The 14,217-nt window shown below is 73.6% G+C and carries 8 protein-coding genes and 2 pseudogenes; 5 read left to right on the top strand and 5 right to left on the bottom strand.

The annotated features are described in order from the left end of the window. Nucleotides 1–42: 42 nt before the first annotated feature. The 3 genes from HS048_RS15135 to HS048_RS15145 are packed head-to-tail and all read right to left on the bottom strand — an operon-like array spanning nt 43 to nt 3,752. A complete protein-coding gene (locus tag HS048_RS15135; RefSeq protein WP_068894140.1) occupies nt 43–723 on the bottom strand; it encodes an AzlC family ABC transporter permease in 681 nt (226 codons plus the stop codon). A gap of 21 nt (nt 724–744) precedes the next feature. Further along, nucleotides 745–1,698 carry an AraC family ligand binding domain-containing protein gene (locus tag HS048_RS15140; RefSeq protein ID WP_307832483.1) on the bottom strand — a complete coding sequence of 318 codons (954 nt, stop codon included), beginning with the start codon at nt 1,696–1,698 and terminating at the stop codon, nt 745–747. After that, nucleotides 1,695–3,752: a serine/threonine-protein kinase gene (locus tag HS048_RS15145; protein ID WP_196467266.1), complete on the bottom strand. Its 2,058-nt coding sequence runs from the start codon at nt 3,750–3,752 to the stop codon at nt 1,695–1,697. The genes HS048_RS15140 and HS048_RS15145 overlap by 4 nt, the downstream gene beginning before the upstream one ends. Before the next feature lie 416 nt (nt 3,753–4,168). Between HS048_RS15145 and HS048_RS15150 the strand changes: the two genes are divergently transcribed. Continuing rightward, nucleotides 4,169–4,516, top strand: coding sequence for a hypothetical protein (locus HS048_RS15150; protein ID WP_196467267.1), 348 nt, complete (start codon nt 4,169–4,171; stop codon nt 4,514–4,516). A gap of 410 nt (nt 4,517–4,926) precedes the next feature. Here the strand turns inward: HS048_RS15150 and HS048_RS15155 are convergent, their stop codons facing one another. Beyond that, nucleotides 4,927–7,308, bottom strand: coding sequence for a serine/threonine-protein kinase (locus tag HS048_RS15155; protein ID WP_196467268.1), 2,382 nt, complete (start codon nt 7,306–7,308; stop codon nt 4,927–4,929). A gap of 359 nt (nt 7,309–7,667) precedes the next feature. On the opposite strand from HS048_RS15155, the pseudogene HS048_RS37175 reads away from it, so the two are divergent. From HS048_RS37175 to dnaE, 3 genes and pseudogenes are all read left to right on the top strand, one after another. Then, a pseudogene (locus HS048_RS37175) lies at nt 7,668–8,159 on the top strand (hypothetical protein); the annotation flags it as partial. Between the two features lie 165 nt (nt 8,160–8,324). Continuing rightward, nucleotides 8,325–8,606, top strand: a pseudogene (locus HS048_RS37180) (chorismate mutase); the annotation flags it as partial. 169 nt (nt 8,607–8,775) lie between these two features. After that, the gene (gene dnaE / locus HS048_RS15165; protein ID WP_196467270.1) at nt 8,776–12,297 is read left to right on the top strand and encodes a DNA polymerase III subunit alpha; all 3,522 of its coding nucleotides are present in this window, start codon (nt 8,776–8,778) and stop codon (nt 12,295–12,297) included. Between the two features lie 9 nt (nt 12,298–12,306). Here dnaE and HS048_RS15170 read toward each other — a convergent pair whose 3' ends face one another. Then, on the bottom strand, nt 12,307–13,251 hold the full coding sequence (locus tag HS048_RS15170; RefSeq protein ID WP_196467271.1) for a GlxA family transcriptional regulator: 945 nt from the start codon (nt 13,249–13,251) through the stop codon (nt 12,307–12,309). Between the two features lie 71 nt (nt 13,252–13,322). Here HS048_RS15170 and HS048_RS15175 point away from each other — a divergent pair, with 71 nt between their 5' ends. Next, nucleotides 13,323–14,213 (top strand): NAD-dependent epimerase, encoded by an 891-nt coding sequence (locus HS048_RS15175; RefSeq protein ID WP_196467272.1) that lies wholly within the window; start codon nt 13,323–13,325, stop codon nt 14,211–14,213. Nucleotides 14,214–14,217: the final 4 nt, after the last annotated feature.

A 14,217-nucleotide genomic window follows, 5' to 3' on the forward strand; every position in this document is an offset into this window, starting at 1 on the left:
GGGGACCCTCTCCGCCGGGACGGCGGGACGGGGGGACACGGATCATCTCGGCCTCCTCAGCAGTACGGCGAGCACGGCCGCGGCGGCCAGCAGCACGGGCACGCCGGCGGGGGTGAACGGGGTGGCGGCCAGAGCGACGGCCGCGCCGCCCGCCGCGATCATCCGGAGCTCGCGGGCCTCGGGGCCGGAACCGGTCAGCCGGGGCCAGAGGATCGCCAGGAACGTCGCCGGGCCCACCACGTCCAGCCCGAACACCGCCGGGTCGGCCACCCGCGAGGTGCCCAGCGCGCCGAGCAGGGTGGTGGCGTTCCAGGTCAGGTAGAGGCTGCCGAACGTGACGAGGAACCCGGTCCGGGCCGACTCCGCGTCCGGCTGGGCCAGGGCCACCGCGGTCGTCTCGTCGATCACCCCGTGGGCCAGCGGGAGACGGCGCCAGCCGCGGGCGCCGAGCAGGCCGGACAGGCGCAGGCCGTACAGGCCGTTGCGGACGCCGAGCAGCAGCGCGCCCACCGCGCCCGCGGCCAGGCTCCCGCCGCCCGCGACGACTCCGGCCAGGGCGAACTGCGAGGCGCCGGTGAAGGCGAACAGGCTCAGCACGCACGCCTGGGCCACGCTCAGCCCGGCGGTGACGGCGGCGGCGCCGAACGCCACCCCGGAGAGCCCGACCGCGATCCCCACGCCCAGCCCGTCCCGGATCGCCGGGGAACGAGTGGTTGTCTCCATGCACGTGAGGCTATGTGCGGCTCAGCGATGGTTCTTGTACGTTCCTGCACGCTGGTAGGCGCCCGGCGGCACGCCCACGATCCGTTTGAAGTGCCGGTTCAGGTGGGCCTGGTCGGTGAACCCGACCTCGGCGGCGACCCGCGCGGCGGATGCGCCGGAGTCGAGCAGGGCGCGCGCCCGCCGTACCCGGAGCGTGTTCAGATATGTGTGCGGGGGCAGGCCGGTGGCCGCCTTGAAGGCCCGGAGCAGCGCGAACGGCCGCGCCTCCACAGCCCGGGCCAGGTCCTCCAGGGTCGGTGGGTCGACGAGGCGCTCGTGCAGGATCTCCCGGGCCAGCCGTACCGCGCGGTCGCCCGCGGGCAGGGGAGGCCGCGGCGGGCGGCGGGCGGCGTGGTCGCGGACCAGCGCGCCGAAGGCGGTGCGGGCCAGGGTGGAGGAGGCCAGGTCGTCACCGAGCTCGGCGGCCCGGTGGGCGGCGCGCAGCAGGGCGGCGGCGTGCGCGCCGGGGGTCCCCGGCGCCCCGGGGACGACGGCCTCGGGGAAGTACGGCGTGCCCCGCCCGGCCAGCAGCTCCGCCGCGACGGCGGCGATCACCTCCACCGACGGGTAGAGCATCCGGTAGGTCCAGCCGCCCGGCACGCCCGCGTGGCCGTCGTGCACCTGCTCCGGATCGACCAGGACCAGGGAACCGGCCCCGGCGCGGTGCCGGGCGCCCCGGTAGTCGAACTCCTCGACCCCGGACAGGATCACGCCGATCGCGTACTGCTCGTGCACGTGCCGGGTGAACCGGTGCGTGACGTATCGGGCCTTGAGCAGGTCCACCCCGGGCAGCGCCGGGCTCCGCCAGAAGCGCGCCGCCTCCGCGGGGGCCGTTCCGGGAACCGGTTCCGCCGGACCCGCGGAGGCCGCCGGTTCCGCCGGAACGGGGCCGGCCGGATTCGCGGAGGCGGGCACCACCGGGTCCGCCGGGGTCACGGCTGGAACGTCTCGGTGAACCGGTCGAAGTACGTCCGGTCCCACCGCGCCTCCGGGCTCTCCCAGTAGATCGCGTACGGCGTGCCGTCCACGGTGCGGAACCCCCGGTCCACGACCCGGGTCGGCACGCCCTTGCTGGTGTAGGTGAACTCCCAGTCGGCGGCGGCCATGCCCCGGTAGTTGAGCGGGCTGATGGCGATCCGCCGGTAGCCCGGCCGGATCTTCCTGATGACCTTCTCGACCTTCTCCCAGTGCCTGACCGGATCGAGCTCGGGGTCGTCGGTCGACTCGATCCACAGGAAGCTCGCCGCTCCCGGAGCCCGGAACTCCACCCGGTCGCGGTCGGTGGCGCGGACGGCGGTCCAGTGCTTGGGGATCGCGATGCTGAAGCCCATCTCCGGGTCCTCGTACAGCCGCCAGCCCTTCGGCAGCCGCGCGGAGGGGGTGGGAGTCGCCGTGGGCCGGTCGGTCGGCTCGTCGGGCGGCGCGGTGGCCGGTGCGGTGGCCGGTGCGGTGGCCCCGCCGGACTCCGCGGGGCGGCCCGTGGGCCGGGTCGCCGCCGCCGGGGCCCGGCCGTCCTGGAACACCAGCCAGCCGCCCACGCCGAGGACCACCGCGAGCACCGGCACGCCCACCACGAGCGCGATCCGCCCGGCCGCGGGCCGCGCGACCGGCACGAGGTCCTCATCGAGTCCCCGGCGTCCCCGGCGGCCGGGTCCGCCGGAACGCGTGGGCTGGGCCCGGTAGGCGGGCCCACCGGGGTGCCCGGCGTGTCCGGGCTCCGCCGGGCCGCCGGGATGGACCGGCAGGCGTCCGGGGTGCACCGGTCCGTCCCCGTACGGCGCGGGCCCGTGGTGGACCGCCGGTCCGCCGGGGTGCGGCGGCTGCCCCGGACCGGCCGGGTGAGCGGACGCGGGCGTGCCGTACACGGTGTCCGGCGGCGAACCGTACGCCGTGCGGCCGCGGGGGTCCGGGGCCGCGCCGTACGCCGCATGGCCGTGGGCGGCCTCCGGCGGAGTGCCGCCGTACGCGGGCGCGGGCGGCGTGCCGTACGGTGCCGCCGCCTCGGCGCGCGTGGGCCGGGCCGAGCCGGAAGGACGCCCGGCGGCCGCACCGGACCGCGACGGGCGCCCGCCGCGCGGCGGGCGCGCCTGCGGCGCGGGAGCGGGCGGAGCCGCCAGGGAGGCGGGGTAGGGCGGCTCCACGGAGGGCGGCGGAGGCGGGGGCGCGCCGTCGGGCACGGTGCGGCCGGCGGCGGCGAGGGTGAGCAGGGCCTCGGCCTCGTCGGCGCCCATGCGGGCGGCCGGTTCCTTGGCCAGCAGCCCCAGGACGGCCGAAGCCAGGGGGCCGGTGCAGGTCAGGGGCGGCGGCTCGCCGGCCAGGACGGCCATCATGGTCGCGGCGGGCGTGGCCTTGTGGAAGGGCGGGCGGCCCTCCAGCGCCGCGTACAGCGTGGCGCCGAGCGACCACAGGTCCGACTCCGGCGTGGCGGGCAGGCCGTGCAGCCGCTCGGGCGGCAGGAAGGCGGGGGTGCCGACCATCCCTCCGGTCCGGGTGATCCCCGGCTCGTGGGAGGTCGAGGCGATGCCGAAGTCGGTCAGCACCACCCGGCCGTCGTGGGCCAGCAGGACGTTCTCCGGCTTGACGTCGCGGTGCAGCACGCCGGCGGCGTGCGCGGCCCGCAGCGCGCCCAGCACGCTCAGCCCGACGGCGGCCACCCGGTCCGGGGGGAGCGGCCCCCGCTCGCGGACGGTCTCGCCCAGCGAGCGCGAGCGCACCAACTGCATGACGATCCAGGGCCGCCCGCCCTCCTCGACCACGTCGTGCACGATGATCACGGACGGGTGGTCGAGCCGGCCGGCGGTCTTGGCCTCCCGGACGGTCCGCTGGTTCAGGTCGGCCCGCGCCTTCTCGTCGACTCCGCGGTAGCGGACCTCCTTGACCGCGACGACCCGGTCGAGAAGCTCGTCGTGGGCGCGCCAGACGACGCCCATCCCGCCTTCACCGATGGGTTCGAGCAGGTGGTACCGGCCCGCGACCCTCCGTTCGGTCATGTCCTCGACTCCCTCCCCGGCTCACGAATCGTAGCCGGTCGGGCGGGACTTCACTTTCCGGTGCGGGAGCCGTCGACGGCGGCCCGTCGATGGGCGGTCGACGCATCCGAGGAGGGATCTCCGGCGGGACGGTGTCGGCGACCGGGCCCTCACCGCGCATCCGACCTCCGCCCGGTCGGCTGCGGACCGTGGGCGAGGACATGCCGGGAGCCCGCTGGAACGGGTCCGGTGAGTGCGGACAGGCGTGCGGCCGGCGGCGGAATCGCGGCGAGGCTCCCGCCGGGCGTCGTCTCACCGGAGCCTCGTCTCACCCCGATCCGGCCGGTTCTTCCGCGTCGACCGGATCCGTCGGACCGAAAATGCTCCATAAGTTACCAGACGTTGATCACCGATTGAGTCATCGGTACGCTCGGATCATGAGGAATCGTATTAGCGCTCTGCTGTTCACGGTATTCGCCGCGATCTGCTCTCTCATCCTCTTTTCGCCGTCCGCCGGGGCTGCCGGGTCGATAACCCTGTACCACGGCAGTGACTATGCGGATCTTCTCACCTCCAGCACCTTGACATATGTCGAGGTCTGCGACGGGGAGGCGGGAAACGGAGTTTATCTGGAATACCAGACCTATGCGATTCCGTACACCCGGAAACTGTGGGATCCGGACGGAAAAGGCGGTGACTGCGGTAAGGCCAACATCGAGAGGATGACTCGGGCCCGGATCTGCGAGAACAACGTCTCGTGCAGTGGGTGGCAGCAGATCTACTGACCGCTGTTCCTCTTGAGCGGTGGCCTCTCCGGTGTCCGCGCCCTCGGTGAGCGCGCCGCCGGGATCCGGGGACAGGGAAAGCCTCAGGCGATCGCCGTGGCCGTCCCGGCGGTGTCGCGGCGATCGTGCGGGCCGCGCCCGCAGGCGCCGGAGCGGACCACGGCTCAGGATGAAGAGGGTTCAGCGACGACGGCGTGACGGGCACGGCTCCTCTTCGGTTCGGGTGGCTTCGGACCCCTCTGCCGCCTGCGAGCCGTGCCTTTCCCCATCCGGCGGCCGGGCGTTGCCGGTCCGCGGCGCCGTACGTCTGTGAACGAATCCGCTCAGTACGCCGGCCTGCGGGGGCCTCGGAGCCGGTGCGAGGAGACAGGCCGAGTCGGCTTCACGGGAATTCCGGCGGTCTGGGGACCTTACTTCTTCGACGAGAAGGTCGCGGCGAAGCCCTCGAACAGCTTCAGGTTCTTCTTCCACTTCGAGGCGTAGGTATGCCAGTAGATCGCATATCCCCGGCCGCCCTTGGTGATGAACCCCCGGTTGAGCACGCGCGCCTTCGAACTGGCCTGCCAGGTGAATTCCCAGTCGGCGGCGTCCTCCATGTAGTCGACCTTCTCGATCCGGACGCGCTTGTAGCCGGCGAGCCTGGCACGGGTGCCGGGTTCCAGGTTCTCCCAGTCCTTCTTGGAATCGGGACCAGGATCGTTCGTGTACTCGACCAGGAGGTAGCTGAACTGCTCGCCGGGTCCGCGGAACCATACAGAGGTGCCGGAACGCTTCTTGACCTTCCACCCCTTGGGCAGGCCGATCGAGAACCCGAAGGGGTCCTTGTGCATGCGCCAGCCGGAGGGGAGCTTCGACTTGTCTTTCTTGTCCTCGGCCTTCTTCTCGCTCTCCGACGGGGAGGGCGTGGGAGAGGACGGGTCCGGCGAGGAATCCCCGCCGCCGGGTTCCCCGGACTCGCCGGACTCGCCGGACCCGCCGGGCTCCGTGGGGCTCCCGGCGGGCGCGGACGCGCTCGGCCGGCTCTGCCCGGCCGTGCCGGCCTCGCCGCCGTCACCGCTGTTCATGCCGATCCAGACGCCCACGCCGCCCACGAGGACCAGGGCGCCCACCACGATGGGCAGGGCGCGCCGGACCCCGGGCGGGGCGGTGAGACCGCCCCCGGCGAACACGGTGGTTCCCAGCCGGGTCCGCTCCTGGTCGGCGGGGCCGGGCGCGGGCCCGCCCCGCCGTACCGGTGCGGGCTGGGTCCTCGGCGCGGGCGCGGGAGAGGGTACGGCCGGCGGCTCGGCGGGCTCTTCGGGGACCAGGCTCCTGACGTACTTCCTGATGTCCGGGGACGGGGACGGGGACGGGGCGGAGGACGAGGAGGCGGCGGACGGGATGCCGGAGGCCGCCGGGTCATCCCCGGCGGCACCGCCGGACGGGGGCGCGCCGCCTGAGGAGGCCGCGGAGGTCCCGCTCACGGACGGGGAGGCGTCACCGGCGGGCGGCACGGCCTCTCCGCCGGAGGACGCGGCCCCGCCGGCGGACGGCGGCGGCGAGACCTGCCCGGTCTGCGGGATCACGGCCGCGCCGCTCTCCGGCGCGGCGGCCGCCTCCCGGTGCGCGGCCGGCGCGCCGTGCTCGGCGGAGGCGCTCCTGCCGTCGTTCCGGGACGCCTCCCCCCGCGGGGAGGGGGCGTCCGGCCGGTCACCGCCGGACGGCGGGACGGGTCCGCCGCCCGCGGGCGGGACGACGGGCCTCTCCCGCTCGGGCGGGGTCACGGGCTTCTCGCGGGCGGGCGGCACGGCCGGGCCTCCGGCGGGCCGGGCGGGCGGGGGCGGCGTCGCGGGCTTGCGGGGCGCCGGGGCCCCGTAGGGCTTGCGGCGCTCGGCGGCCGCGGGCGGGCCGTCTCCGGCGGGCGCGGCGCCGGCCGGGGAGGACGGGGAGGAGGCCGGGCGGATCATCCACGAGGGCTGCGTGGGGGAACGGCCCTCGGTGACCTTCCGCAGCATGGCGGAGGCCTCGGCGTAGGTGAGCCGCTGGACGGGCTCCTTGCGGAGCAGCCCCTCCAGCACCGGCAGCAGCGGACCGGCGTTGCGCGCCGGGTCGGGCGGGTCGGTCATGACCGAGTGCATGGTGGCCAGCGGCATCTTGCGGTCGTGCGGGGACCTGCCCTCCACCGCCGCGTACAGCGTCGCGCCGAGCGACCACAGGTCGGACTCCCGGCGGGCCGGCAGGCCGCGCAGCCGCTCCGGCGCGATGAACGCGGGGGTGCCCGCCACGCCGGTCATGGTCAGCGTGCTCTCCGAGTCCAGCTTGGCGATGCCGAAGTCGGTGAGCACGACCCTGCCGTTCTGGGCGAGCAGGACGTTCTCCGGCTTGACGTCGCGGTGCAGCACCCCGGCGTCGTGCGCGCTCTGCAGCGCCCCCAGCAGGGCCAGCCCGATCTCGGCGACCCGCCGGGGAGGCAGCGGCCCGTCCTCGCGGAGCACCTGGCCCAGCGAACGCGACTGGACGAGCTGCATGACGATCCAGGGCTGCTCGTTCTCCTCGATCACGTCGTAGACCACCACGACGTTCGGATGGGTCAGCCGGGCCGCCGCGCGGGCCTCCCGCAGCAGGCGCTGGTTGAGCGTCTGGACGTCCTCACCGAGGGCGGCGGAGTAGCGGACCTCCTTGATGGCGACGGTCCGGTCGAGGAGCTCGTCGTGAGCCTTCCAGACCGTGCCCATCCCGCCCCGCCCGATGGGCTCCAGGAGATGGTAGCGGCCGGCGACGCGTCGCCCTTCCTGATTCCCCTCCGACTGCATCACCCGCGTTGACCTCCCTCACAGTGGAGAAGATCCTCCCATAAACAGGGATCCGCCCCGACCCTCCGCGCGGCTGTAGTGCCCTACCTGCCGGGAGTGCCCGGCCGCCCCGCGGCTTGTCCACCATCTGAGACCGTCGTCCCGTCCCGTGGCGAATCGGGCGCAGGTGGCCTAGACTCGGCGGTATGAACCGCTGTTCCGCGTTTATCAGGCCGGCTCCGGAGAGCCGGTCGCCCGACGTGTGACCCAGCGACCCTCCTGAGCCGGCGCAGGCAGAGACGACCCGTCTCTGCCTTTTTTGTTTCTTGCACCTCGCCGGTTCGCGGGACGCGCGCCGGCTTGAGCATCTGGGAGCCGAGATGTCGTTGACCGTACAGCCGACCGAGCGGGCGGAGCGCGGAGCCGTGCGCCTGGGGACCCTCACGCTGGGCGCCGGCCCGGCCGTGGTGATCGGCGGGCCCGGCGCGGACGCGCGCTGGATCGACCTGCGCGAGCGCCGGGGGAGGCCTGCCGGCGGCACCGCCGACGCCCTGGCCGAGGTCCGCGCCTGCTGGGCCGGGCCGGTCCTGGTGGAGCCGTCCTCCGCCGACGACCTGCCGGGGATCGCCGCCGGGGCCGACGGAGTGGTGGTCGGGGCGGCCTGGACGCGTGACCTGCGGCTGGTCAGGGCGGTCTCCCGGCTCGGCCTGCCGGTGGTCGTCCAGCGCGGCCCGGCCACGTCCCTGGAGGAGTGGCTGGCCGTCGCCGACTACTGCGCCGCCGACGCCGGCGACCGGGTCGTGCTCTGCGAGGGCGGCGGGCGCGGGCGGGCGGGCTCGCCGGCGGCCCCGCCCGACCTGGCCCTGATGCGGGGGGCCCGGGAGCGGTCCGGCCGCCCGGTCCTGGCGGGACTGGGCGACGACCCGGCGCTGGCCGCCGCCGCGGTCGCGGCCGGGGCCGACGGGCTGCTGCTCTCCCCCGACCCGTCGCGGCGGACCACCGCCGCCGCCCAGGAGGCGGTGCGGGTCGTCGGCGCGCTGACCCGCCGGGAGGAGCCGGGCTCCGTGCCGGCCGCCCGCGGCGCGATCGACCGCGTCGACGCGGCCCTGGCGGTGCTGCTGGAGCGCCGCGCCGAGCTCGCCGGGACGGTCCAGCGGCTCAAGCCGGTCGGCGGCTTCGCCGGGCGCGACATGGAGCGTGAGCGCCGCCTGGTCGCGGAGATGGCCCGGCGGGCCCCGTCCCTGGGCGAGGCGCGCCTGGCGCCCATCATGAACGCCGTCATCGAGGCGGGGCTGCACCTGGCCGAGGAGCGCCGCGCCGGGGAGTCCCGCGGCGGGACGGTCCCGCCCGCCGGAGAGCGGGTCGCGGACGGTCTCCGGGAGCGGGCGCCGGGTTCCGGCGAGGGGCGCGCGGGGAGCACCCCGAGGCCGGGCGAACGCGCGTAAGCTTCCCTTCGCCGGCGCGGGACAAGGGGAGAGGCGGGGCCGCATGTCAGACTCGTTCGTGCACCTGCATGTTCACACGGAGTACTCCATGCTCGATGGAGCCGCCCGTCTGAAGCAGATGTTCAAGCAGGTGGGCGACCTGGGCATGCCCGCCATCGCGATCACCGACCACGGCAACATGCACGGCGCGTACGACTTCTACAAGCAGGCCACCGGGGCCGGGATCAAGCCGATCATCGGCATCGAGGCCTACGTCGCCCCCGCGTCCCGGCACCAGAAGAAGCCGGTGCTGTGGGGCGAGCCGCACCAGAAGAAGGACGACGTGTCGGCGGGTGGCTACTACACCCACATGACGATCTGGGCGCGCAACGAGCGCGGCCTGAAGAACCTCATGAAGCTCAGCTCCCGCGCCTACACCGAGGGCTTCGTCCGCAAGTGGGCCCGGATGGACGCGGAGATCCTCGCCGAGCACGCCGAGGGCCTGATGGCCACGACCGGCTGCCCGTCGGGCGAGGTGCAGACCCGCCTGCGCCTGGGCCAGTACGACGAGGCCGTGGCGGCCGCCGCGAAGTACCAGGAGCTCTTCGGCAGGGAGAACTACTTCCTGGAGATCATGGACCACGGCCTCGAGATCGAGCGCCGGGTCCGCGACGGGCTCACCCGCATCTCCAAGGAACTGGGCATCCCGCCGCTGGTCACCAACGACTCGCACTACACCTACGAGTCGGACGCGGCCTCCCACGACGCGCTCCTGTGCATCCAGACCGGCAAGCAGCTGTCCGACCCCGACCGGTTCCGCTTCGACGGCAGCGGCTACTACATCAAGACCGCCGACGAGATGCGCGCCGTCGACTCCTCCGACCTGTGGGCCGAGGGCTGCCGCAACACGCTGCTGGTGGCCGAGAAGGTCGAGCCCGAGGGCATGTTCGGGTTCAAGAACCTGATGCCGACCTTCCCGATCCCGGACGGCATGACGGAGGAGGAGTTCTTCCGCCAGGAGGTCTGGGAGGGCATGAAGCGCCGCTTCCCCGGCGGCGTGGACGAGGAGCACCGGGCCTGGGTCGAGAAGGAACTCGCCGTCATCGTCCAGATGGGGTTCCCGTCCTACTTCCTCGTGGTCGCCGACTTCATCATGTGGGCCAAGCGCAACGGCATCCGGGTGGGGCCGGGCCGAGGCTCGGCGGCGGGCTCCCTGGTCGCCTACGCCCTGGGCATCACCGACCTCGACCCGATCCCGCACGGCCTGATCTTCGAGCGCTTCCTCAACCCCGAGCGCGTCTCCATGCCCGACGTCGACATCGACTTCGACGAGCGCCGGCGCGGCGACGTGATCCGCTACGTGACGGAGAAGTGGGGCGCCGACAAGGTCGCCATGATCGCCACCTTCGGCACCATCAAGGCGAAGGCGGCCATCAAGGACGCGGCCCGCGTCCTGGGATATCCGTACGCGCTGGGCGACAAGGTCTCCAAGGCGTTCCCGCCGGCGGTGATGGGCAAGGACATCCCGCTCTCGGGCATCTTCGACAAGGACCACCCGCGTTACAACGAGGCCGGTGAGCTGCGCAAGCTGTACGACGAGGACGTCGACGTCAAGGCGGCCATCGACCTCGGCAAGGGCCTGGAGGGCCTGATCCGGCAGACCGGCGTGCACGCCGCCGGCGTCATCATGTCGTCGGAGGTGCTGACCGACTACATCCCGATCATGCGCCGCGACTCCGACGGCGCGATCATCACGCAGTTCGACTACCCGACCTGCGAGACGCTCGGCCTGCTGAAGATGGACTTCCTGGGCCTGCGCAACCTGACGATCATCGACGACTGCCTGAAGGCCATCGAGGCCAACACCGGCACCATGATCGAGCTGCTGGACCTGCCCCTGGACGACGTCAAGACGTACGAGCTGCTGGCCAGGGGCGACACGCTGGGCGTGTTCCAGCTGGACGGCGGCGGCATGCGCTCGCTGCTGCGCCTGATGCGCCCCGACAACTTCGAGGACATCTCCGCGGCCCTCGCGCTCTACCGCCCCGGCCCGATGGGCGCCAACTCCCACACCAACTACGCGCTGCGCAAGAACGGCCAGCAGGAGATCACCCCGATCCACCCGGAGCTGGAGGAGCCGCTCAGGGAGATCCTCGACACGACCCACGGCCTGATCGTCTATCAGGAGCAGGTCATGGCGATCGCGCAGAAGGTCGCCAACTACTCCCTCGGCGGCGCCGACCTGCTCCGCCGCGCGATGGGCAAGAAGAAGAAGTCCGAACTGGACAAGCAGTTCGAGTTCTTCGAGAAGGGCATGAAGGACAACGGCTTCTCCGCCGCGGCCATCAAGGCCCTGTGGGACATCCTGCTGCCGTTCTCCGACTACGCCTTCAACAAGGCCCACACCGCGGGATACGGCCTGGTCGCGTACTGGACCGGCTACCTCAAGGCCAACTACCCGGCCGAGTACATGGCCGCGCTGCTGACCTCGGTCAAGGACGACAAGGACAAGTCGGCGCTCTACCTCAACGAGTGCCGCCGGATGGGCATCAAGGTGCTCCCGCCGGACGTCAACGAGTCCGACTTCGACTTCACCGCGCGCGGCACCGACGTCCGCTTCGGCCTGTCGGCGATCCGCAACGTCGGCGGCAACGTCGTGGACGGGATCATCTCCGCGCGAAAGGAGAAGGGGCGCTTCACCGACTTCAAGGACTTCCTGCGCAAGGTCCCGGCGACCGTCTGCAACAAGCGGGTGATCGAGTCGCTGATCAAGGCCGGTGCGTTCGACTCCTTCGGCCACGTCCGCAAGGGCCTGGTGATGGTCCACGAGCAGGCCGTGGACGCGATCATCGACATCAAGAAGAACGAGGCGATCGGCCAGGACTCGCTGTTCGGCGCGGTCGACGGGGCCGAGGACCAGACCTTCGACGTGCAGATCCCGCCGGGGGAGTGGGACAAGACCACCCTGCTGGCGTTCGAGCGGGAGATGCTCGGCCTGTACGTCTCCGACCACCCGCTCTTCGGCGTCGAGCACATCCTCTCCGCCGGAGCCGACTGCTCGGTCGCCGCGCTCCAGGACGACGGCCGCCCCGACGGCCAGATCGTGACGGTCGGCGGCATCCTCTCCGGCGTCCAGCGCAAGGTCACCAAGAAGGGCGACACCTGGGTCCTGACCATGCTGGAGGACCTGGAGGGCGCCATCGAGGTGATGATCTTCCCGTCGGCCTACCAGCTCTGCTCGACGATCCTGGCCGAGGACGCCATCGTCTTCGTCAAGGGCCGCCTGGACAAGCGCGAGGACGTCGGGAAGATCATCGCGATGGAGGTGACCGCGCCCGACCTGACCACCGAGGCGGGCGGGCCGCTGCTGGTGAGCATGCCGCTGAACCGCTGCACGCCCCCGGTGGTCGGCCGCCTCAAGGAGGTCCTGACCACCCACCCCGGCACCACCGAGGTCCGCCTGCAGATCCACAACGGCCCGCGGACCACCGTGATGCGCCTGGACGACCGCCTGCGCGTCTCGCCGTCCCCGGCCCTGATGGGCGACCTCAAGCAGCTGCTGGGCCCGGCCTGCCTGGGGGCGTGAGCCCCCCGGTCAGGGGCCCGTACGGCGGAAGCCCGCGCGGTAGGCGGTCGGGGTGAGCCCCACCCGGTCGACCAGGTGCTTGCGCAGGGAGTCGGCGCTGCCCAGCCCGCTCTCCCAGGCGACCCGGTCCATCGGCAGGCGGGTGGTCTCCAGCAGTTCGCGGGCCCGGTCGATCCGCTGGTGCAGCAGCCACTGCAGCGGGCTGAGCCCGGTCTCGGCGTGGAAGCGGCGGGTCAGGGTCCGCACGCTGGTGCCGGCGTGCGCGGCCAGGTCCTTCAGGGCCAGCGGGCGGTCCAGCCGGGCCAGCGCCCACGCCCTCGTCGGGGCCAGCGAGACCCCGCGCTCCGGGGGCAGCGGCGTCTCGATGAACTGGGCCTGGCCGCCGGGCCGTACCGGAGAGACGACCGCGGCCCTGGCCGCGGCGTTGGCGGCGGCCGCGCCGTAGTCGAGCCGGACGAGGTGCAGGCACAGGTCGATGGCGGCGGCCGCGCCGGCCGAGGTCAGCACCCGGCCGTCGTCGACGTAGAGCACGTCGGGCCGGACGTCGACCGCCGGGTGGCGGGCGGCCAGCTCGGCGGCCAGACCCCAGTGGGTGGTGGCGCGGCGGCCGTCGAGCAGGCCCGCCTGCGCCAGCACGAAGGCGCCGGTGCACAGCGAGGCGATCCGCGTCCCGGCGGCGGCCGCCTCCCGGAGCGCCTCCAGCACCCGGGGGCGCGCCGGTTCGCCCCCGCTGCCGACCGCCATCACGGTGTCGGCCTCGCGCACCGCCTCCAGGCCGTCGGGGACGAACAGGTCGGGGCCGCCGACCGTGGCCGTCCTGCCCGGTTCGGCCGCGCACGCCCGGACCGCGTAGCCGGGGGAGCCGCCGGACTCGACGCCGTCGAAGACCATGTACGGGATGGAGACGTCGAAGCTCATGACGGGCGGGACGACGACGAGCACGACACGATGCATTGGCCGGATCCTCCGGATCATTGGCATTCGGGCCACTGCCCGGATCCTAGCCCCGGCGGCACGCTGTGACCATGACCTTTCACGTGATCACCGGAGCCGGCGCCACCGCCGCCCGCACCGCCCTCCTGCTCGCCGCCGAGGGCGAGCGCGTCCGGATCGTCAGCCGGAGCGGCGGCGGTCCCGACCATCCGCTGGTCGAGAAGGCGGCCGCCGACGCCGCCGACGCCGACCGGCTCACCGGCCTGCTGGAGGGGGCGGCCACCCTGTTCAACTGCGCCGCTCCGCCGTACCACCGCTGGACGCAGGAGTTCCCGGCGCTGGCGGCCGGGCTGCTGGCCGCCGCGGTGCGCACCGGCGTGCCCTACGTCATGCTGGGCAACCTGTACGGCTACGGCCTGGTGGAGGGCCCCGTCCACCCGGGGCTCCCGCTGCGGGCGACCGGCCCCAAGGGGCGCCTGCGGGCGCGGATCTGGGAGGAGGCCGCGGCTTCGGGGGCCCGGGTGACGGAGGTGCGGGCCGCGCAGTTCTACGGCGCCGGTGCGGTCTCGCCTTTCAGCCTCATGGTGCAGCCGCGGGTGCTGGCGGGTGCGCTCGCCCTCGTGGCGCAGGAGCCGGACCTGCCGCACAGCTACTCCTCCATCGGGGACACCGCTCGCACCCTGGTCGCCGCGAGCCGCGACGAGCGGGCCTGGGGGCGGGCCTGGCACGTGCCGGTCGTCACACCGTCGCTCCGCGAGCTGTCCGCCCGGCTGGCCCGGCTGGCGGGCGCGCCCGCCCCCCGGATCGAGGAGCTGACCGAGCGGGACCTGGCGCTGCTCGCGCTGACCGACCCGCTCTGGGCGGAGTTCACCGAGGTGCTGGAGACGCCGGGCCTGCCGTTCGTCTCGGACTTCACCGAGACCGAGAAGCTCCTCGGGGTCACGGCCGCGCCGGTCGACGAGGTCCTCGCCGAGCTGCTCTGAGGCC

Source organism: Planomonospora sp. ID91781 (assembly GCF_015711595.1).
Taxonomy (GTDB): domain Bacteria; phylum Actinomycetota; class Actinomycetes; order Streptosporangiales; family Streptosporangiaceae; genus Planomonospora; species Planomonospora parontospora.

Bases quoted from the DNA above. Each gene is read 5' to 3' on its own strand.
- HS048_RS15135 (WP_068894140.1), bottom strand. From the start codon at position 723: ATGGAGACAACCACTCGTTCCCCGGCGATCCGGGACGGGCTGGGCGTG.
- HS048_RS15145 (WP_196467266.1), bottom strand. From the start codon at position 3,752: ATGACCGAACGGAGGGTCGCGGGCCGGTACCACCTGCTCGAACCCATC.
- HS048_RS15150 (WP_196467267.1), top strand. From the start codon at position 4,169: ATGAGGAATCGTATTAGCGCTCTGCTGTTCACGGTATTCGCCGCGATC.
- HS048_RS15155 (WP_196467268.1), bottom strand. From the start codon at position 7,308: ATGCAGTCGGAGGGGAATCAGGAAGGGCGACGCGTCGCCGGCCGCTAC.
- dnaE (WP_196467270.1), top strand. From the start codon at position 8,776: ATGTCAGACTCGTTCGTGCACCTGCATGTTCACACGGAGTACTCCATG.
- HS048_RS15170 (WP_196467271.1), bottom strand. From the start codon at position 13,251: ATGCATCGTGTCGTGCTCGTCGTCGTCCCGCCCGTCATGAGCTTCGAC.
- HS048_RS15175 (WP_196467272.1), top strand. From the start codon at position 13,323: ATGACCTTTCACGTGATCACCGGAGCCGGCGCCACCGCCGCCCGCACC.